The sequence below is a fragment of the Planomonospora antibiotica genome (assembly GCF_014647955.1).
GTDB lineage: Bacteria > Actinomycetota > Actinomycetes > Streptosporangiales > Streptosporangiaceae > Planomonospora > Planomonospora parontospora.
Genome location: NZ_BMQE01000054.1, coordinates 22,570 through 41,528 on the forward strand (window position 1 = coordinate 22,570; position 18,959 = coordinate 41,528).

Sequence of the window (18,959 nt, forward strand, 5' to 3'; positions counted from 1 at the left end):
CGACGGGTCCGGCGAGCCGTGGCGGCCGGATCGCCGGACCGCGCCGACACCCGGCCGGGGCGCCGCCGGGGCTCAGTCGCCCCGGACGACGCTCTGCACCTCGCCCACCGGGACATCGCGGGTGGCGCCCACCTGGACGGGGTCGTAGGGGTCGAACGCGAACGGCGCCACGCCGCTCTGGTCCTGCCCCTGGGCCGTCACCTCCCACACCGAGGTCACCGTCAGCTCGTAGACCCCGCGCGGCTGGTCGACCGAGGCCCGCAGGTAGCGGACGCCGCAGGTGAACTCCCGGCCCCTGGCGTACGGCCTGCCGCGCGCGCCGCAGTCCTTCTTCACCTCGGCCCGGTCGGCGGTCGTGCCGGGATCGATCTCGATGTCGTCGAGCGTGGCGGTCACGGTCGCGCTCATGACGCCCGGGAGCGTGGCCGTCACCGACCGCGTGGTCTCCCCCGTCCCGTCCAGCCAGACCCAGGTCGGCAGGTTGACGTAGCTCCTGACGTCCGGGTTCAACCTGATCCTCGGCTCGGGCACGGTCAGCGCGGCGCGGGCGATGTCGGCGAGCTCGGCCATGGTGATCCCGCCGGGCGGGGGCGGGGAGCCCTCCGGCACCCACACGTAGGAGTCGAGCCCCTGCGCGCACGCCAGCCCCGCGGGGTCGCCCTCGTTGTGGGCCGGCAGCCACCAGCGGCCCTTCTCGCCGGCCTTCTCCTTGAACTGCTCGACGAACTTCTGCTGCGCCTTCGCGTTCTCCCGGTCGCGCGTCCACCACGCCTTGCCCCGCTGCTGCTGCGCCAGCATGTCGAGGCCGTCCAGGGACGGCTCGTACCAGCACGGGCGCTTGAGGCGGTAACCGTCGCCCTTCCCGGCCCCGGCGCCGTTCCCGCTGATCACGATCCGGGAGTTCTTCAGCCAGACACCGGCCCGCCTGCCGTCCTGGGTCACCCCGCCCGACGGCGGGTCGTCCGCCGCCGCGCGGGCCGCCGCGCCCTGGGCGGCGTGTGCCGCCCCCGCCGTCGCCAGGGCCAGCAGGATCACGCCGGCGGCTCTTCTCACGGTCATCGCAGACACCTCTTCGCGTCCTCGCTGGGGTACAGGGCGTGGCTGAAGGACTGGATCCGCAGGACGCCGCCGCCGTCCTCGCGCAGGTCGGCGGCGTGCAGGAAGGGTTCGGCCATCCACGCGTCCCGCGGCGCGACCTCCCCGCCCGTGCGCGTGTCGACCGTCCGCGTCCCGGCCATGTCCACGCACGCGCCGAGCCGTACGCCGCCCTGCGCGAGCGGCTCGGTCACGAACCCGTACAGCCGGACCGTCCCGTGCAGCGCGTGGTGGTCGCGCCAATAGGAGGCCACCCAGTCGTAGTCCTGGCGCACCGCCTCCTCGCCGAGCAGGTCGAGGTAGGCGGTGTCGCTCCCGGTCGGATCCCGGTCGCCGAGGGAGACGATCCGCAGGGACCCGGCGTAGTAGGCGCGGAAGGCCGCGACCGCCCCGGCGGTGACCGCGTCGGCCGCGGCCGGCGGCTCGACCACCAGCCGCATGTCCGGCCCGGCCTGCACCGTCTCGGCCCGCGGGCTCCGCCCGGCCCCCGGTGTGCCGTCCGCTCCCGGCGACGGGCCGGAGGGCCCGGTCGCCGCGGTCGCGCCCGCCGTCCCGTCCAACGGCACGAACGGCTCCGCGGCCGGCGGAGCGCACCCTGCGAGTGCGAGTGCGAGTGCGAGCGGCGCCAGCACGGCCACCGCGGCCGTGACCCCGCGCCGCACGACCGGGACCCCGCGCCGCACGACCGGGACCCCGTGTGGGGCCGCCGCGATCCCGTGCGAGGCCGCCGCGATCCCGTGCGAGGCCGCCGCGATCCCGTGCCGGGCCGTCCCCGGCGTTCCCCGAAGCCCGTTGCGCGGGGTCTTCCGCGGACCCTCCGCCGAGGTGCCCATGCCTGCCTCCGTCCCGGTCCACACGCTGCTCATGCCGACGGCGCCGAACTCATCCGCCACGCGGGCAGCAGCTCGTCGATGAGGGCCTCGGTCTCCGGAGCCATCCCGCCCCCGTAGGGGTGGGACTCGGCCCGCCGGTGCAGGGCCTCGGCCACGGCCCGCAGGCGGGCGGGGTCCCCGGTCCGGTGGGTCGCCCGGAGCAGGTCCCGCCAGAGCCCCTCGTCGTCGGCGGCCAGCAGCAGCCCGGCCCGCACCGCGGCCACCGCCCGTCCGGGCTCCCCGGCGGCCAGCCACACCTCGCACGCCCGGTGCGCCGCGTCGGCGACGCCCGCCGCCACGTCGTACTCCAGGTCGTCGGCGGCCAGCCACGCGTAGCGGCCGCGCGGGCGGCCGTTCAGCAGCGGGCCCCGCACCAGGCCGAGCGCCTGCTCCAGCAGTACGGCGCGCGCCGCGGCGTCCGCGTGGGAGCGGCGGACCAGCTCACGGAAGAGCATCCAGTCGGTCCGCACCCCGGGGCCGAGGCGCAGCCGCCCGGACTCGTCGGCGTACAGGTTGGGCCTGCCCTCGGAGTCGGCGCCCAGCCAGGCGACGACGCGGGCGATCGTGGCGTCCCTGACCACGGCCTGCACGCCGCGCGGCCACAGCACCCCGCCGAGCACGACCGGGTGCACGCCGCCCGGGTGGGTCGCCAGGTAGACGACCATCTCGACGGCGAGCCCGGCCCGGCCCTCCTCCATCGGCGGCGGGCCCGCGATCTCGATCGGGCCGAGGATCCGCACCTCCACCGACGGGTCCGGGGTGACGGGCCCGGCCTCGTCGTCCACGGGCTCGCCCTCCATCCGCCGGGCGGTCAGGAACAACTCGACCAGGGCCCGGTACTGGCGGCGGGGCAGCAGCTGCGCGGCCACCTCGAAGCCGAGCGCGTCCACCCGCACCCGGCCGTCCCCGTCGATCTCCCAGTTCCAGGTGGCGTGCGGGACGTCCCCGGCGATGACGTACCCGGCGGCCGTCCGGGCGCCCGTGCGGGCCAGCACCGCCAGCCTGCGGGCCTCCTCCGCGGTCGGCGGGATCGCCGAGAGCAGGTAGTGCGGCGACCAGACGGGGTCGCCGGCCCGGCCGTGGATCCGCCCGGTGAGCACCTCGGCGCCGTGCCCCCGGTCGGCCGCCGCCCGGGCCTCGGCCTCCAGCTCGGGCAGGACCTCCTCCAGGCCGCTCGCGCACCTGATCCGCTCGGGCGCGATCACGGTCAGCTCCTCGCCGAAGCCGACGAGCGTGACGCGCATCCGGTCCGACCAGCGGTTGGTGGCCAGCTCCACGGCGAGCGCGGCCAGGGCCGCGGTGGTCTGCGCGCCCCTGACGGCGATCAGGCCGTGGGCGGCCTCCAGGTCGACGAGCACCCGCCCCTCGCCGTCCCCGCCCAGGGAGACCAGTCCGGGGTACGGCGCGGGCGCGTCGGCCAGCGCCGCCTCGTCCAGCATCCGGCCCTCGTGGGCGGGGAGCCGCCAGACCTGGCCCCCGTCGTGGGCGGCCCACGGTGCGGGGGCGTCCGGGTCCGGCGGATGGATCCACAGGTCGAGGTGGCGCGGGGACAGGTGCGCGGCGTAGACCGTCGGCGGGACCCGCCCGGCCGCCGCCAGGGACCGGCCGAGCAGCCGCAGCCCGATGTCCAGCATCCGGCTCCCGGGGGCGTCCGCGCCGAGCCTGAGCGCCAGCTCGGCCTGGGCGGCGTCCTCCCGGGGACGGACGATCCGGCGTCCGAACGCCCGGTGCCAGAGCTGCTCCCTGCGCCTGCGCCCGAGCGCCGCCAGCAGGCCGGCCGCGGCCAGCGAGGCTCCGGCCAGGTAGTCGAGCATCCCCAGGCCGGCATCACCGGAGCCGACGGAGTCGCCGGAGCCGCGGCCGGGGTCCCCCTCGTCCGCGGAACCCGGACCCTCAGCACCCGAGCCCTCAGCACCCGGGCCCTCGGACCCCGCACCCCCGGATCCCGGGGAACCGGTGGAGTCCCCGGACCCCGGGGAACCCTCCGCCTCCGGAGCCGCGGGGGCCCTGTCGGCCTCCGCGGGCGGATCGGCCCGCTCCGGGACCGGCTCGGGCCGTACGGCCGGCCGCTCCCGCGACTCGGCGGGAGCCTCCGCGGGGAGACCGGCCCCGCCCGGGACGACGTACCGGGTCCGGCCGTCGAGCTCGGCGGGCCTGTCCGGGTGGTCGTCGAGGGTGGCGGGCCGGGGCTGGGCGGCGGGCACGATGTGGACGTTGCGCGCGTCGTCCGGCATGTCGAGCACCCAGCCGGGCCTGATCAGGTCCGCAATGCGCAGCCGGCTCCCGTCGGGCTGCTCCTTGTGCTGGTTGAGCCGGTAGATCTCCGGGTAGCGGCGCCCGTCCCCGAGGCACTTCTCGGCGATCTCCCACAGGCTCTCGTGGTGCCGCCCGTGCGGCGGCTGGACGACGTAGACCTTCTTGGCCTTCCCCACCGGCACCAGCGGCGCCCGCTCCGCGGCGGCCGGCGCGGCCAGCGGGGACGTCCCGGCCGCGACGGCGGCCGGGCGGTCGGCGGGCGGACCGGCCGGCCGCAGCAGCGGGACCGCCACCGCCGAGACCGTGAACAGCAGCAGGACCGCCGAGACCAGCCGGTTGGCCAGAGCCTGCGTGCCCCCGGCCAGCGGGACCCGGGCGGGCATGCCGACCCGGCGGATCCCGGCGTACAGCTCGACGAGCACGCACGCGACCAGCTGCAGCCAGGCGAGCCAGACCAGCAGCACCAGGATCGCCACGATCGTGCCGGTGCCGACCCGGCTGGTCAGCAGGTCGAGGTCGAGCAGCTCAGGGGTGAGCGGCGGCCCGGCGAGCCGGAGCAGCGCGTACGGGACGCCGCCGAGCAGCGCGACCAGCACCGCCAGCGCGCCGAGCCCGGCGAGCAGGTCGCCGGTCGTGCGCCTCGGCCTGATGCGCATGGGCTGTCGCGTCGGCATGCGTCTTCCTCCGTGTCCAGGTTCGTCGTCCTTCGCCCGCTCGGCCAGTGGTTCGGCGTATTCGGTCTAGGTCTGCTCGCCGATGTCGGGACCGGCGGTGACCGAGGCCTCCATCGCCGAACCCGGGAAGCCGAGCGCGGCCAGGAAGAACGCCTCCCAGCGGACGGAGACGGTCACCTCCACCTGCTCGCCGCCGGGCTCGCACGCGACCAGCTCGACGTCGCCGCCGTCGTGCGCGGAGACGATCTCCCGGGCCTCGCCGCAGACGGCGTCGCCCTCCAGCAGCCGGGCCCGGCCGGTCTCCCGCAGGTGCTCGACGTCGATCCGGTCGGCGGCGGCGCGCGCGGCCTGCTCGGCGACGTCGGCGGCCCGCAGCCGCGCGTTGATCGCGGCCCCGCCGTCCACCAGCAGCCCGGCCAGCAGGAAGACCACCGCGGAGAAGAGCACCGTGAAGACCGCCATCGAACCCCGGTCCCCGCTCACTCCTCCACCCGCCTGAACTGCTCCAGCGGGACCACCGAGTCCCCGCTGACCTCCTTGGCCGCGCCGAAGCCGAGGAAGCCCAGGTCCAGGGAGCAGGTCACCTCGACCCTGACCTGCCCGCCCGCCTCCCAGCCGTCGTCGGACACCTCGACCGAGGGCTCGCACTCGCCCTCCAGCGACGCCCCGGCCGCCTCGGCGGCGGAGGCCTGCGCGTCGGCGCGCGTGCGCTCCACCGACGCGGCCCGCGCCGCGTCCCTGGCCGCGCCGTTGACCTCGCCCTGGGCCTCCACGAGGCGTCCCGCGCCGACCAAGAAGAGCAGGAACAGCAGGAACACCGGGGCGAGCAGCACCGTCTCGGCCGAGAGCGACCCGCGTTCACCCCCGTACCGGCGGCTCTCGGCCGAGAGCGACCCGCGTTCACCCCCGTACCGGCGGCTCACTGACAGTCCTCGCCGCCGTCGTCGGGGCGGAAGCACTCGACGGGACCTCCGAATCGCGCGGTGACGGTGAACGTGGTGGACGGCAGCAGCGGGACGACCTGGACGGCGGTGGCGGTGATCTCGACTCCGCGCCGGTCGCCCTCCTCCCAGGCCGTGGCGGTGGCGCCGGAGAGCAGTTCCGGGCCGACCGCCCGGAGCACCTCCGCGGCTCGCGCCTCGGCGTCCTGCTGCCAGGAGTCGGTGTCGAGCCGGGCCAGTCGGGCCCCCTCCCGCGCGGCGGCGTCGGCCACCTGGCGGCCGTGGAACCAGAGGGCGAACTGCACGACGAGCAGGATGACGACCAGCACCACCGGCATGATCATCGCCAGCTCCACGGCGGTGGCACCCCGCTCCCCGTCACGGCGCCTCCGGACGCCGTACGGCCGGTCACGGCTCGGTGGAGCCACCGCCGTCACCTCCGGTGCCCCCGCCCCCGCCCCCGCCCCCGCCTCCGCCTCCGCCGAACTGGTCGGAGATCTCCGCCTGCTTGTCCTGGACCAGGGTCCTGATGAGCGTGGCGAGGCCGAGGGCGACCCCGGCGATGATCGCGGTGATGATGACCCACTCGACGGCCGAGGCACCGCGGGTGGGGGCGCTGCGCGCCCTGTCGATGCGCACGTTCAGCAGGGCGACCGTATAGACGATCCACGGATGATTGATCATGGTCATGACCCCAACATCTTCATAGCGGCCGGGAAACTCAGGAAGATCACGAAACCTGCGCAGAGCAGGAGCTGGGCGACGAGCATCGACTGGGACCGCTCCCCCGCCTGCCCCTCCACCTCGGCGAGCTCGCGCCGGCGCAGGGTGGCCGCACGGGCGGTCAGGGAGGCGCGGACCTTGGCGCCGTCGTCGGCGACCAGGCCGAGCGCGGCGGACAGGTCGCGCAGCTCGTCCACGTTGATCTCGTCGCCGAGCTGGCCGAGCGCCTGCCACGGGGTGATGCCGACGATCCTGGCGTTGCCGAGCGCCTCGCGGATCCGGGCCATCGCCCAGTTCGCCCCCTCGCCGGAGTCCGCCGCACCCCCCGCGCCCCCGGCTCCGGGCGCGCCGGACGCCCCCGGTGTGCCGACGGAGACCGCCATCATCAGCGCCTCGGGCACGCCGCGCCCGCCGGCCAGGTTCATCGCCACCAGGTCGAGGAAGGCGCCGACCACGTGCCGGAAGTCGCGGCGCATCCGGGCGGCGTCCCGCCTGATCTGCAGGTCGGGCAGGAAGAAGAAGACGACGGCGACCACGAGCGCGGCCCACAGCGGCACGGTCGGCGAGACGCCCCACCCCATCAGCGCCAGCCAGCCGGCCAGCAGCGGGAAGGCCAGCAGCCCGGAGACGGCCAGCAGCGCCTTCGTCGCCAGGAAGCCCTCGAAGGACTTGCCCAGCAGCGCCAGGTCGGCTCTGGCGGAGCGGACCTCCCAGCCCCGGGCCGCGTAGAAGCGGGCCAGCCGCACGCCCAGGCCGCGCCGGAAGGCGCTGACCTCCTCGTCGGGCAGGACCAGCTGCATCCGCGGGGCGTCGGTGCCCTCACGGGCCGCGTCCAGCGCCAGCAGCCGCGTCACCAGCCCCGGACGCGCCGGGAACAGCGCCCGGACCAGCAGGAACAGGCCGAGGCCGAGCACCCCTCCGGCGAGCAGCGCCTCAGTCATCGCGGACCTCGCCTCCGGTGGACAGGCCCAGCAGGCGGGCGGGTTTGTCGAAGCGGGCCAGGCGGCGCATCCAGGCGAACCCGGCGCCGAAGAAGGCCGCGACCACGACCAGGACGGCCTGGCCGAGGGCGTCGTCGTACTCGGCGACGTAGTCGGGGTTGAACACCACCAGCATCGCCGCGAAGGCGACCGCCGTGCCGACCACGATCTGCACGCTGCGCCGGGTGGAGCGGCGCTCGGCCTCGACGCGGCGGCGCATGTCGAGCTCCTCGCGGGCCGAGACGGCGAGCGCGCCGAGCACGTCGCGCAGGCCGGGACCGCGGAGCCGGGAGTTGAGGATCAGCGCGGCCACCACCAGGTCGGCGGAGGGGTCGTCCAGCTCGTCGGCGAACAGGCGGAGCGCGTCGGGCAGCGGCATCCGGGTGTGCAGGCGGTCCACCAGCCCGCGCAGGTGCGGGCGGAGCGTGGGCGACGCGGCCCGGATCGACGACGGGATCGCCTGCTCCAGCCCCGAGGCCCCGGCGATGGTGTCGCGCAGGGACTCGGTCCAGGCGGCCAGCCCCTCCAGCCGGTGCATCGCCGTACGCTCCTCGGCCGCGCCGCCGGACAGGCCGCGCCAGCCCAGGGCGAGCAGTACGGCGCCGGCCGCCATCACGGGCCACCCCGTCACCAGGAGCACCGCCACCCCGGAGATCACTCCGGCCGCGGTCCTGGTGGACAGGGCCCGGAGGAACTCGCGCCTGGCGGCCTTCCGGCCGGGGGCGGCCGGCCGGGGGCGCACGCCGTACAGGGCGAGGCCGAGCAGGAACAGGCCGCCGCCGATCGCGGCCCCGGCCAGGAGCGCCAGCGGGTCGAACAGCCCCGGCGGGATGGGGATCACGCCCACTCCCCGGGGTCGTAGCCGTGCCGGGCGAGCTCCTCCATGCAGGACAGCGGCGCGTGCGGCAGGACGCGGCCGTCCGGAGCCGCGGCGAAGACCTCCGAGGAGAGCACCCGGCCGTCGACCCCGGCCACCTCGCGCACGCTCGACACGAAGCGCCGCAGCGTCCCGCCCTGGGCGTACTCGTTGCGCTTCTCGATGAAGACCACGAAGTCGATCGCGCCCGCGATCAGCATGTGGGTCGCGTCGATCGGCAGGCGCTCGGTGGCCTGGAGCGCGTAGGTCGCGATCCGGTTGAAGACCTCCATCGAGGAGTTGGCGTGGATGGTGGAGAGCGAGCCGTCGTTGCCCTGGGTCATCGCGTTGAGCATGGTGACGATCTCGTCGCCGAGGACCTCGCCGACGATCACCCGGGAGGGGTTCATCCGCAGGGACCGGCGGACCAGCTCGGCCATGCTGATCTCGCCCTGGCCCTCGGAGTTGGGCAGCCTCTGTTCGAAGGCCACCACGTTGGGGTGGAGCTCGGGGAACTGGTCGAGGCCGAGCTCCAGCGCGCGCTCGACGGTGATCAGCCTCTCGTACGGCGGGATCTCGTTGGCCAGCGCCCGCAGCAGGGTCGTCTTCCCGGCGTTCGTGGACCCGGCGATCATGATGTTCTTCCTGGCCGCCACGGCGGCCGACAGGAAGCGGCCCAGCTTCGGGGTGAGCGTGCCGTTGCCCACCAGGTCGCTGAGGAAGACCTTGCCGAGCCGGGCGCGGCGGATGGAGATCGACGGGCGGACCGTCACGTCCATGACCGCCGAGAGGCGCGAGCCGTCCGGCAGCCGCAGGTCCAGCTGGGGGTTGGCGGTGTCGAACGGCCTGCTGGACAGGCCGCTGTAGGCGGCGAGGATCTGGATCAGCTCGACCAGCTCCTCGTCGGACTCGGCGACCGGCTCCCCCATGAGCTCCTGTCCGTCGGCGTAGCCGATGAAGACCCGGTCGCAGCCGTTGATGTCGATGTTCTCGACCTCGGGGTCGTCCAGCAGCGGCTGGAGCCGGCCCACGCCGAAGAGCGCCGCGTGGATGCCGGAGGCGAGCGCCTCCTCCTCCTCGGCGGTGGGCGGGGTGCGGCCGACGCCGATCTCGCCGCGGGCGTACTCCTCCAGCACCTGCGCGATCAGCGCGCGGGCGAACTGGCGCTCGTCCTCGCCGGTCATCGGGGGCAGGCCGCTCGCCTGGTCCAGCCGCCGCTGGTGGGCCAGCCGGTCGCCGACCTCCTGCCGGAACCGCTTCACCAGGGTGTGGTCGATGCTCATGCGACCTCCTCCGTCGGCCACGCGAGTGCCGCCGCGCCTCCGGTCGGCCCGCTCACGTGCCCTCCTCCCGCCATCCGGCCGGGGCGGGGTACGGGGCCGGGGCGCCGTGCGGGGCGGGGGCCTCGCCGTAGGGGCCGGGGGCCGTGCGGGGAGCCGCGGCGGCCGGGCCGGCGCCTTGGGCGGCCCCCAGGCCGGTGCCAGGGAGAGCGCCCGGGACCGCACCCCGGAGGGTGCCGGTTCCGGGCTCCGGGCCGGGATCCCGGCCCGGAGAGGTACGCGGCGGCGCGCCGGGGATCGGGCGGTGCGGTGCACCCGGGGCCGCGCCCGAGATCGTGGCGGGGACCGTTCCCGGTGCGGAGGCGGCGGCGCTCCGGGCGCCGTGCGGGGCCGCTCCCGGTGCCGGGGCGGCGGCGCTCCGGGCCTCTCGCGGGGCCGTCTCGGCGGCCAGGCGGCCGGCGAGCTCCCGGGCGGTGCGGATCAGCAGCGAGCGGTCCAGGCGGCCGCCCCACTGGCCCCGCAGCAGCTCCGCTCCCTTGGGGTCGTGCGCCAGCCCCGCCACGAAGACGACGTCCTTGCTGGTGGCGGCCACGATCCGGCGGACGTCCTCGATCGTGCCGCGGTACTGCCGGGGGTCGGCGATCACCACGACCCCGACCCGCGCCCCCCGGGGCATCACGTGCAGGCGTTCGCGCAGGTGCGCGACGTGGTCCAGGCTTCCCCGGGTGAACAGCACCACCAGTCCCGCCTCGGCGATCAGCTCCCCCAGCTCCGGGTGCCCGCCCAGGCGGCCGCAGTCGGCCAGCACGTCCGCACCGGGCAGCGCGGCCAGCGCCCGGCCGAGCGGCCCCCAGAGCCAGGTCAGCCCGGCCGCCTGCTCCCCGTGGGTGAGCCCGGCCAGCACGTCCAGCCCGCCGACGATCTTCTGGGTGTGCTCGTGGATCAGGGCCGTCGTCAGGCCGCGGCGGGCCGTGGCCCCGAGCGTGAGCAGCCCGCGCCCGGGGTTGAGCACGCCCCCGTCGGCGGCCGGCAGCCGGTAGGCGACGTCCCCTCCCGCGGGGTCGCACTCGGCCAGCAGCACCGGGCGCGGCCAGACCGCGCCGAGCGCCGTGGCCGCCGTGGTCACGCCGGGCGCGCCCTTGTCGGCGGCCAGCACGATGAGCGCCACGTCAGCGCGCTCCCGGCAGCTCGGCCAGGGCGATCTCGCCCCGGGCGGCGTAGGTCACGACCGTGGGCGAGATGGTCGCGTCCACGATGATCGTGATCTGCCCGCCGGAGCCGTTCCGGCCCGACGAGCCGACGCCGTGGACGAGCGCGCTCTGCGCGAGGATCCGTCCGGCCGCGGACTCGGAGTCCCCGCCCCGGCCCGGCACGTGGACGACCTGGACCCGATCGCCGGGGCGCAGCGTGGCGGGCAGCTGGCCGGGCTTGAGCGCCAGGCCCACCTGGGCCTTGCCCGGGCCCAGCTCCTCGCTGGAGGACAGGACCATCTCCCTGGTCAGCAGGGTGCCCGGGAGCAGGGTGACCCGGGCGAAGTTCTCCGCGACGCGGGCGCGCTCGGCGTAGGGCACGTAGCCGATGCCGGTGTCGGCGATCTGCACCTCCCGCATCGCGGTCTGGGCGATGGGCTGCCCGGTGCCGACCTGCTGGACGATCTGGATCGCGGAGACCCGGTCGCCGCTGCGCAGCACGAGCAGGGTGGTGGCGAGCGCGCCGCCCAGGATGAGCAGTACGGCGAGCGCCGCGAGCGCGGGCTTGCGCTCTCGGGGGGAGACGGGCAGCTTGCGTGACGCCGGCCCTGACAGGGTGCCCGCCGGAACAGGCCGGTCGGCGTTCGCCGGCGCGCGGCTGGATGGCTTCTCGCTCGTCCTCATGGGCGTGGGGGCTCCCAGAGTGATCATTTTGCGGGCTACTGATCGAATTTACGCCATTATGCGCACCTTGCCGATGTCCCGTAGGGCAAAAGCGAGGACCAATGCTCGTTTGGTAGGAACGGGTTTGTCAATGGAGATCCACTGAAACCTTACGCTTCCGGCAGGTGACACCTGACTTATCCGGATGATAAGGACAGCAACAAATCCCGATAACAACCGTCACAATGGTTTCAGGCGTCATTCGGATCACGGGCCGGACGCCTTCACCCCTCCGGGACCGGCGGTTGTGCGCCACTTTTCATAGTGATTCATCCTGAACCAGTTCAAAAAGTGGCACCCTGGAAGCATGGGAACGTGGTTCGGATGGCTCCCGCCGAGCTCGGGGCGGCTCCGCCGCATCGTCCGGCAGGCCGCCGCGCGGTTGCGCCGCCGGGACGCCGGGAGGGAGGCCGACCGGAAAGGCGGCGTGCGCGGGGACGGCGCCGCCCGGGGCGGCTCCCCGGGAAGCGGCGCCCGGAGCGGTTCCTGGGGAAGGGCCGCCTGGAGCGGTTCCTCGGGAAGGGCCGCCCGGAGCGGTTCCTGGGGAAGGGCCGCCCGGAGCGGTTCCTCGGGAAGGGCCGCCGGAGGGGCCCGGCGGCCGCCCGCCGTCCGGGTCACCGAGCGGACCGCCGCGCGCCTGCACCGGGCGGCGGCCGGGCTGGCCGAGGTCACCTCCGAGGTCAACGCCTATGCGGAGCTGCTGGAGGAGAAGGCCGACGAGCTGCGGGCCCGGGCCCGCGACCGGGAGCGCGCGCCGGATCCGCCCGCTTCCCGGGAGTTTTCCACCGAGTTTTCCACAGGCCGGTCCGGGTGCTCCCCAGATGACGAAAAGCTCCCATCGCGGTGACACCCCACATGAACCGCTATAACAAGTCGGCATCGACCGGTGGTTATCCACAGGTTGCCGCGTTTTCCACATGCTGCCCCCGAGGCCGCACTTCTGCCGCGAACACCCCTTCCCCTGCCGTTCCCAGTCATTAGGTTTGGGCGGAGGACCGGACCGAGGAGAGCGGCGATGCGGATCATGCTCACCGTGCTCAGCGAGCACGCCGACCGGGACGTCCTGGTCGAGGGCGACGAGTCGACCACGGTCGCCCGGCTCGCCGAGGCGCTCGCCGGACAGCCTCCGGGCGAGCGCTCCGGCAACGTGGTGCGGCTGACCCGCAGCCGGGCCCCCTACGGCCTGGGCCGCGCCGGCGCCGGGGCCGCGCCCCCCGACCTGTGGCTGGACGGCCGGGTCCTCCCCGCCGACGCCCCCGTGCTCGGCCTCCTGCGTGACGGCGACCTGGTCACCCTGGACCGGCGCCTGGCCGTCTCCACCTTCGCCGAGGAGCCCGCCGGCATCGTGGAGATCCGGGTGTCCGGCGGGCCCTGCGCCGGGTCCGTGCACCGCCTGGGCTTCGGCGTGCACACCATCGGCTCCGATCCCGCCTGCGCCGTGGCCCTGCGGGATCCCTCGCTCCCCGGCCGGGCCGCCGTGGTACGGCTCACGCCCGACGCCATCACGGTGGAGCCCGCCGCACCCGGCACCGCGGGGCCCGCCGTACCGGCAGCCGGGAACACGAGGCCGGGAGCGGCGGAGAGCGCCGGTCCGGGAGCGGGCGGCGGGAGGCGGGGAGCGGGCGGCGGGAGGCGGGGAGCGGGCGGCGCGACGAGCGGCGCGGGGCCGGAGACGGGCGGTGCGCGGCCGGAGACGGGCGGTGCGGGGCCGGAGACGGGCGGTGCGGGGCCCGCGCTGGACGGCGAGCCGGTGGAGGAGGCGGTGGACTGGCCCGAGCACGCGGTGCTCACCTGCGGCTCCTCGGTGCTGACGCTGACGGCCGTCGAGCCGCCCGACGCGCATCTGGACGGCCGGCCCGACGGCGGACTCGCCTACAACCGGCCGCCCCGGATCCGCCCCCCCGAGCCCGCGCGGCGGCTGGAGGTGCCGGTGGAGCCCCGGCGCGCCGAGGGCATGCGGCTGCAGCTGCTGACCGCGTTCCTGCCCCTGGTGCTGGGCGTGGGCATGGCCTGGGCGCTGCAGATCTGGTACTTCCTGCTGTTCGCGCTGCTCAGTCCGACGATCATGATCGGGCAGTGGTGGAGCGACCGGCGGCACGGCCGCAAGCGGCACCGGCAGCAGCTGAAGGACTACCGGGAGCGCCTGGCGGTCTTCGAGACCGAGCTGGAGCGGGCCCGCGCCGCCGACGAGGCCGCCCGCCGCGCCGCCGCGCCCGATCCCGCCGAGGTGCTGCTCACCGCGACCGGCCCGCGGCGCAGGCTCTGGGAGCGCCGCGACCACGACCCCGACGCGCTCCGCCTCCGGGTCGGCCTCGCCGACCTCCCCGCGGCGCTGGAGCTCGTACCGGAGCGCGGCGCCCCGCCGGACTCCCCGCTGCCGGAGCCGCCGGCCTGCCGGGCGGTGCCGGTGGCGCTGGCTATGCGGCGGCTCGGCGTGGCCGGCCTGACCGGCCCGAGGGAGACCGTGTCCGGTCTGGCCCGCTGGCTCGTCGGCCAGGCCGCCGCCCTGCACAGCCCGCGCGACCTGGCGATCGTGGTGCTGTCCGCGCACGGTGACGGCGAGGAGCGGTGGAACTGGGTGCGCTGGCTGCCGCACTGCGCCCCGCACGGCGGCGAGGACTGCCTGGCACTGGTCGGCGCGGACCCGGAGGCCGCGGCCCGCCGGGTCGCGGAGCTGACCGCCCTGATCGACGAGCGCCTGGGCGAGGGCGACGGGCCGCTCAGGTCCGCCGCGCCGCGCGTCCCGTCCGGCTGGGGCGGTCTCGGCTGCGACTCCGCCGATCCGCCCCGCTACGACGAGCGCCCCTACGACGTGCTGGTCCTCCTGGACGGCGCGCGGGTGCTGCGCGCGCTGCCCGGCATGCCGCAGGTGCTGCGTCAGGGACCCCGCGCGGGCGTCCACACCCTGGCCCTGGACGACGAGCAGCGGCTGCTGCCCGAAGAGTGCGCCACCGTCGTCCGGGCGGGCGCGGACGGCCGGCTCCGGCTGCTCGGCGGCGGCATGGAGAGCCTCGGCGAGATCCTGGCCGACCAGGTCCCGGCCTCCTGGTGCGACCGGCTCGCCCGCTCGCTGGCCCCGATCCGCGACGTCAGCCGCGACGAGGCGGGCGTGGCGCTGCCCGGTTCCGCGCGCCTGCTGGACCTGCTCGGGCTCCCGTCCGCGGGCCCCGCGGGCTCGCCGGACCCGCTGGGCGGCAAGGTCCTGGCCGGGCGGTGGGGCCGCTCCACGGAGGCGGTGATCGGCGCCGGGCCGGACGGCCCGTTCTCCGTCGACCTGAGCCGCGACGGGCCGCACGCCCTGATCGCGGGCACCACCGGCGCGGGCAAGTCGGAGCTGCTGCAGACCCTGATCTGCTCGCTCGCGGCGGCCAACCGGCCGGACGAGATGACGTTCGTACTGATCGACTACAAGGGCGGGGCGGCCTTCAAGGAGTGCGTACGGCTCCCGCACACGGTCGGCATGGTCAGCGACCTGGACGGCCACCTGACCCAGCGGGCCCTGGCCTCCCTGGCCGCCGAGATCCGGCGCCGGGAGCGGCTGCTGCTGGCCGCCGGGGCCAAGGACATCGAGGATTACCACGCGCTGCGCGACGCCCAGACGGCCCGCGCGTCCCGCGACCTGCTGGTGGCGGGCGGGCCCTCCCCGATCGGCGCCCCGGCCGGTGCATCGGCCGGGGCACCGGGCGGGGCGCCGATCACGCCGCTGCGGGGGCGGGGCGGCGGTCCCCTGGCGCCGCTGCCCCGGCTGGCCCTGGTGATCGACGAGTTCGCGGCGATGGTCAGCGAGCTGCCCGACTTCATGACCGGGCTGGTGGACATCGCCCGGCGGGGCCGCTCGCTGGGCATCCACCTGATCCTCGCCACCCAGCGGCCCGGGGGCGTGGTGACCGCCGACATCCAGGCGAACACGTCGCTGCGGATCGCGTTGCGGGTGACCGAGGCCGCCGAGTCCACCGACGTCATCGGCACACCCGACGCCGCGCACATCTCCAAGTCCACGCCCGGCCGGTGCTACGTGCGGTCGGGGACGGGCACGCCGGCGGCGGTGCAGACCGCGCGGATCGGCGGGCGGAGCCCGGCCGCGAGCGAGGCCAGGACGCGGGTGACGGAGGTCGGCTGGCGGGCGCTGGGACACCCCCCGGCCGCGCCGGAGGCGGGACCGGAGGGCTCCGCCGCCACCGACCTGTCGCTGCTCGTCGACGCCCTGGTGGACGCGGCCCGCGTCGCCGGGATCCCCGAGCAGCCCAGCCCCTGGCTGGAGCCGCTCCCCCACCTCGTCGTGGTCCCCGGGCCCCGAAGCACGCCGCCGTACCGGGCGGGGAGGGACGAGGTGCCGCCCCTGGTGTTCGGGGCGACCGACCTGCCGTGGGCGCAGGACCGGCGGGCGCTGACGCTGGACCTGCCGCACGGCGGGCACCTGCTCGTCGCCGGTACGGCGCGCAGCGGCCGGTCCACCGCGCTGCGCACGCTGGCCGGGGCGATCGCGGCGGGCGCCTCCCCCCAGGACGTGCACGTCCACGCGATCGACTGCGGTTCGGGGGCGCTGCTGCCCCTGGTGGCGATGGCGCACTGCGGCGCCGTCGTGACCCGGGACCAGCTCGACCGGGTCGAGCGCCTGCTGACCCGGCTGCGGGCCGAGGTGGGGCGGCGCCAGCAGTTGCTGGCCGAGGCCGGATACGCCTCCCTGGCCGAGCTCCGGGCCGCCGGGGGGACTCCCCGGCTGCCCTGGATGGTGCTGATGCTCGACCGCTGGGAGGGGTTCGTCGCCGCGTTCGAGGGCTACGACTACGGCCGGTTGATCGACTCGATGCTGCAGCTGCTGCGGGAGGGCCCGGCGGTCGGGCTCCGGGCCGTGGTGACCGGCGACCGGTCCGCGCTGATCGGGCAGATCTCCACGGTCTTCGACGACCGGCTGGTCCTGCGCCTGGCCGACCCCGCCGACTACGGCCTGGCCGGGCTGCCCGTCAAGGACCTGCCCGCCTCCCTCGGCCCCGGCCGGGCGCTGTCCATGGGCGAGCACGGCCTGACCGAGAGCCAGATCGCCCTGCTCGACGACGACCCCTCCGGCCCCGCCCAGGTCGCCGTGGTGCAGTCGCTCGCCCGCACAGTGCCCGCCAGGTTCCCCGGCCCGGCCGGGGGAGGGCCGGACGGCATCGCGGGGGACGGCGCCGACCGCGTCTCAGGTGTCGCAGGCGGGGGCGCGGGACGGTCTGCCGGGGGCGCCGGAGAGATCTCCGGGAGGTCCGGTGCGTGGATCTGGGACGGCGAGCCGCCGCTGCGGGTGGATCCGCTGCCCACCCGGATCACCGCGGCCCAGGCGATGGAGCTGGTGCCGTCCTTCGAGCCGCCCTCCCCCCTGTGGGCGCTGCTCGGCGTCGGGGGCGACTCCCTGGCGCCGCTCGGCGTCGACCTGCTCGCCCAGGGCCCCGGCGCGGTCATCGGCGGCCCGCCCCGGTCCGGCCGCTCCTCCGCGCTGCTGACGGCCGCCCGGTCGCTGCTCTCCCGGGGCACGCCGGTGGTCCTGGTCACCCCCCGGCGCAGCCCGCTGCGCACCCTGGAGAGCACCGAGGGGGTGCTGGCCGTACTCGACGGCGGCGGCGACCTGGGCCAGGCGGTCGCCGGCCTGGAGCGCTACGTCGTGCTGGTCGACGACGCCGAACTGGTCTCCGTCGACAGCCCGCTCGGCACGGCCCTGGAGCAGGTACTGCGCACCGGGCGGGACGGCGAGCACGGCCTGATCGTCGCCGGCGCCACCGGCGACCTGACCACCGCCTACCGGGGGTTCGCCGCCGAGGCCCGCAAGTCCCGCACCGGCCTGCTGCTCTCGGTCCAGAGCCCCGCGGACGGGGACCTGTTCACCGTACGGCTGCCGCGCGGCGCGGTCGGCGGCCCTCCGGGACGGGGCCTGCTGCTCACCCTGGGCACGGTCACCCCGGTGCAGACGGCGCTGCCGGGGTGAGGCGGCCGTGAGTGGTGAAACGCCACAGCGCCGCCCCGGCGGCGTTTCGGTGCCGGGACGGCGCCGTGGCGGATCGGGTCAGCGCGTGGCGGACTCGATATTGCCGCGGTAGGACCTGATGACCTCCGAAGCTCTGTCGAGCTCCTCGGCCATACGTTCGAAGGCGACTCTGTAGTTCTGCCAGGCCTCACCGAACCGCTGGGCTCCCGGACCGGTCCAGGCGACACCGACCTTGCTCGCCTCGTTGTTCAGGGCGGCCACGACTTCCCGCACCTGGCCGGCCCGCTGCTGGAACTGGCGAGCCATGCCCTCCATTTCCTCGATGTTGCCGCCGAGCATCGGCTGACTCATGCCGTCTCCTTCGGGGTCAGTATCAGGGCGGACACTAATCGAACTCACGGTACGCGCATGGATCACTCACTATCAGCTTTATACCTATCGGTTATGATCTCCACCAGTTATCATTGCGATTTTTATTGGCTTATCCGCGTATGAGGGACTAACGGCAATGCGTGAGATCGTGGTGACCGGTGGAGGCACCGGGATCGGCTACGCCATCGCGGCGGCCTTCGTCGCCCAGGGCGACCGGGTCACCATCACCGGACGGCGGGAACACGTACTGAAGGAGGCCGCCGACCGGCTGAGCTCCGGTCACAGTGGGCTCGTCGCCGCCGTGGCCTTCAACGCGGCCAACCCGGTCGCTGTGGGCGAGGCGCTGGACAGGCTGCCGTCCCGGGTGGACGTGCTGGTCAACAACGCGGGCGGGAACACGGACCTGGACCGTACGGCCGACGACGGCGACCTGATGGACGTGGCCGAGGGGTGGTGGGCCAACCTCAACGCCAACCTGATGTCGGCCGTACTGGTCACGAGCGCGCTGCTCCCCCGGCTCGCCGACGACGGCCGGATCGTCACGATCGGCTCGATCGCGGCCAAGGGCACCGGGTCCGGCTCGTACGGCGCGGCCAAGGCGGCCGTGGAGGCGTGGACCGCCGACCTGGCCGCCGAGCTCGGCCCGCGCGGCGTCACCGCGAACGTCGTCTCCCCCGGCCTGGTCGTGGACACCGAGTTCTTCCGGGGCCGACTCACCGAGGAGGGGATCCGGCGCCGGGTGGAGAACACCAGGAACGGACGCGCCGGCACGCCCGAGGACGTGGCGGAGACCGTGAGGTTCCTCGCCTCCCCGCAGGCCCGCCACCTGACCGGTCAGGTCGTCCACGTCAACGGCGGCGCTCATCTCGGCCGTTGAGCGGTCCCCGACAAGACCTGGACATCAGGAGACGCTTACACTCCCTGAAGGCTCGCAGCCGCCTGCTCGCGTGTACGAAGGGAACGATCCGGTGCAGAAGGTCCTGATCGCCAACCGCGGTGAGATCGCCGTGCGAATCGCCCGCGCCTGCAAGGACGCCG

Annotated in this window: 17 protein-coding genes; 4 read left to right on the top strand and 13 right to left on the bottom strand. The window is 75.5% G+C overall.

The window, feature by feature from the left end; translation table 11 throughout:
* Positions 1-72: 72 nt before the first annotated feature.
* The 12 genes from IEZ06_RS30955 to IEZ06_RS31010 form a co-directional block, all read right to left on the bottom strand.
* Positions 73-1,059 (bottom strand): hypothetical protein, encoded by a 987-nt coding sequence (locus IEZ06_RS30955; RefSeq protein ID WP_189240225.1) that lies wholly within the window; start codon positions 1,057-1,059, stop codon positions 73-75.
* Entirely contained in the window at positions 1,056-1,988 is a 933-nt protein-coding gene (locus IEZ06_RS30960) for a hypothetical protein (protein WP_189240226.1), read from the bottom strand. The genes IEZ06_RS30955 and IEZ06_RS30960 overlap by 4 nt, the downstream gene beginning before the upstream one ends.
* Complete coding sequence (locus IEZ06_RS30965; RefSeq protein ID WP_189240227.1) at positions 1,958-4,897, bottom strand: hypothetical protein; 2,940 nt, start codon at positions 4,895-4,897, stop codon at positions 1,958-1,960. The genes IEZ06_RS30960 and IEZ06_RS30965 overlap by 31 nt, the downstream gene beginning before the upstream one ends.
* 66 nt (positions 4,898-4,963) lie before the next feature.
* Complete coding sequence (locus tag IEZ06_RS30970) at positions 4,964-5,380, bottom strand: pilus assembly protein TadG-related protein (RefSeq protein WP_229798951.1); 417 nt, start codon at positions 5,378-5,380, stop codon at positions 4,964-4,966.
* Entirely contained in the window at positions 5,377-5,820 is a 444-nt protein-coding gene (locus IEZ06_RS30975) for a TadE/TadG family type IV pilus assembly protein (protein WP_189240228.1), read from the bottom strand. Before IEZ06_RS30975 ends, IEZ06_RS30970 begins: the two co-directional genes overlap by 4 nt.
* Positions 5,817-6,266: a TadE/TadG family type IV pilus assembly protein gene (locus tag IEZ06_RS30980; protein WP_229798954.1), complete on the bottom strand. Its 450-nt coding sequence runs from the start codon at positions 6,264-6,266 to the stop codon at positions 5,817-5,819. The genes IEZ06_RS30975 and IEZ06_RS30980 overlap by 4 nt, the downstream gene beginning before the upstream one ends.
* Positions 6,247-6,528: a Flp family type IVb pilin gene (locus tag IEZ06_RS30985; RefSeq protein ID WP_229798955.1), complete on the bottom strand. Its 282-nt coding sequence runs from the start codon at positions 6,526-6,528 to the stop codon at positions 6,247-6,249. Before IEZ06_RS30985 ends, IEZ06_RS30980 begins: the two co-directional genes overlap by 20 nt.
* Positions 6,525-7,502: a type II secretion system protein gene (locus tag IEZ06_RS30990; protein WP_189240229.1), complete on the bottom strand. Its 978-nt coding sequence runs from the start codon at positions 7,500-7,502 to the stop codon at positions 6,525-6,527. Before IEZ06_RS30990 ends, IEZ06_RS30985 begins: the two co-directional genes overlap by 4 nt.
* On the bottom strand, positions 7,495-8,382 hold the full coding sequence (locus tag IEZ06_RS30995; RefSeq protein WP_189240230.1) for a type II secretion system F family protein: 888 nt from the start codon (positions 8,380-8,382) through the stop codon (positions 7,495-7,497). The genes IEZ06_RS30990 and IEZ06_RS30995 overlap by 8 nt, the downstream gene beginning before the upstream one ends.
* The gene (locus IEZ06_RS31000) at positions 8,379-9,680 is read right to left on the bottom strand and encodes a TadA family conjugal transfer-associated ATPase (RefSeq protein ID WP_189240231.1); all 1,302 of its coding nucleotides are present in this window, start codon (positions 9,678-9,680) and stop codon (positions 8,379-8,381) included. Before IEZ06_RS31000 ends, IEZ06_RS30995 begins: the two co-directional genes overlap by 4 nt.
* A 52-nt stretch (positions 9,681-9,732) precedes the next feature.
* A complete protein-coding gene (locus tag IEZ06_RS31005) occupies positions 9,733-10,845 on the bottom strand; it encodes a CpaE/TadZ family protein (RefSeq protein WP_229798962.1) in 1,113 nt (370 codons plus the stop codon).
* 1 nt (position 10,846) lies between these two features.
* On the bottom strand, positions 10,847-11,551 hold the full coding sequence (locus IEZ06_RS31010; protein ID WP_229798958.1) for a hypothetical protein: 705 nt from the start codon (positions 11,549-11,551) through the stop codon (positions 10,847-10,849).
* A 346-nt stretch (positions 11,552-11,897) separates the two neighbouring features.
* On the opposite strand from IEZ06_RS31010, the gene IEZ06_RS31015 reads away from it, so the two are divergent.
* Both IEZ06_RS31015 and IEZ06_RS31020 read left to right on the top strand, forming a co-directional pair.
* Positions 11,898-12,437 (top strand): hypothetical protein, encoded by a 540-nt coding sequence (locus IEZ06_RS31015; protein ID WP_189240233.1) that lies wholly within the window; start codon positions 11,898-11,900, stop codon positions 12,435-12,437.
* A 168-nt stretch (positions 12,438-12,605) separates the two neighbouring features.
* Positions 12,606-17,549 carry an FtsK/SpoIIIE domain-containing protein gene (locus IEZ06_RS31020; protein WP_229798960.1) on the top strand — a complete coding sequence of 1,648 codons (4,944 nt, stop codon included), beginning with the start codon at positions 12,606-12,608 and terminating at the stop codon, positions 17,547-17,549.
* Between the two features lie 78 nt (positions 17,550-17,627).
* Here IEZ06_RS31020 and IEZ06_RS31025 read toward each other — a convergent pair whose 3' ends face one another.
* A complete protein-coding gene (locus IEZ06_RS31025) occupies positions 17,628-17,900 on the bottom strand; it encodes a WXG100 family type VII secretion target (RefSeq protein ID WP_189240234.1) in 273 nt (90 codons plus the stop codon).
* A 157-nt stretch (positions 17,901-18,057) separates the two neighbouring features.
* Here IEZ06_RS31025 and IEZ06_RS31030 point away from each other — a divergent pair, with 157 nt between their 5' ends.
* Both IEZ06_RS31030 and IEZ06_RS37760 read left to right on the top strand, forming a co-directional pair.
* A complete protein-coding gene (locus tag IEZ06_RS31030) occupies positions 18,058-18,798 on the top strand; it encodes an SDR family NAD(P)-dependent oxidoreductase (protein ID WP_189240235.1) in 741 nt (246 codons plus the stop codon).
* Positions 18,799-18,889: 91 nt separating this feature from the next.
* Positions 18,890-18,959, top strand: a 70-nt coding sequence (locus tag IEZ06_RS37760; protein WP_373293966.1) for a biotin carboxylase N-terminal domain-containing protein, incomplete at its 3' end; no start/stop codon positions are given.

What these genes read in the sequence shown, in the direction of transcription:
- IEZ06_RS30990 (WP_189240229.1), bottom strand. Translation starts at nt 7,502, where the DNA reads ATGACTGAGGCGCTGCTCGCCGGAGGGGTGCTCGGCCTCGGCCTGTTC.
- IEZ06_RS30985 (WP_229798955.1), bottom strand. Translation starts at nt 6,528, where the DNA reads ATGACCATGATCAATCATCCGTGGATCGTCTATACGGTCGCCCTGCTG.
- IEZ06_RS31030 (WP_189240235.1), top strand. Translation starts at nt 18,058, where the DNA reads ATGCGTGAGATCGTGGTGACCGGTGGAGGCACCGGGATCGGCTACGCC.
- IEZ06_RS31000 (WP_189240231.1), bottom strand. Translation starts at nt 9,680, where the DNA reads ATGAGCATCGACCACACCCTGGTGAAGCGGTTCCGGCAGGAGGTCGGC.
- IEZ06_RS30965 (WP_189240227.1), bottom strand. Translation starts at nt 4,897, where the DNA reads ATGCCGACGCGACAGCCCATGCGCATCAGGCCGAGGCGCACGACCGGC.
- IEZ06_RS31025 (WP_189240234.1), bottom strand. Translation starts at nt 17,900, where the DNA reads ATGAGTCAGCCGATGCTCGGCGGCAACATCGAGGAAATGGAGGGCATG.
- IEZ06_RS31020 (WP_229798960.1), top strand. Translation starts at nt 12,606, where the DNA reads ATGCGGATCATGCTCACCGTGCTCAGCGAGCACGCCGACCGGGACGTC.
- IEZ06_RS30955 (WP_189240225.1), bottom strand. Translation starts at nt 1,059, where the DNA reads ATGACCGTGAGAAGAGCCGCCGGCGTGATCCTGCTGGCCCTGGCGACG.
- IEZ06_RS31015 (WP_189240233.1), top strand. Translation starts at nt 11,898, where the DNA reads ATGGGAACGTGGTTCGGATGGCTCCCGCCGAGCTCGGGGCGGCTCCGC.
- IEZ06_RS31010 (WP_229798958.1), bottom strand. Translation starts at nt 11,551, where the DNA reads ATGAGGACGAGCGAGAAGCCATCCAGCCGCGCGCCGGCGAACGCCGAC.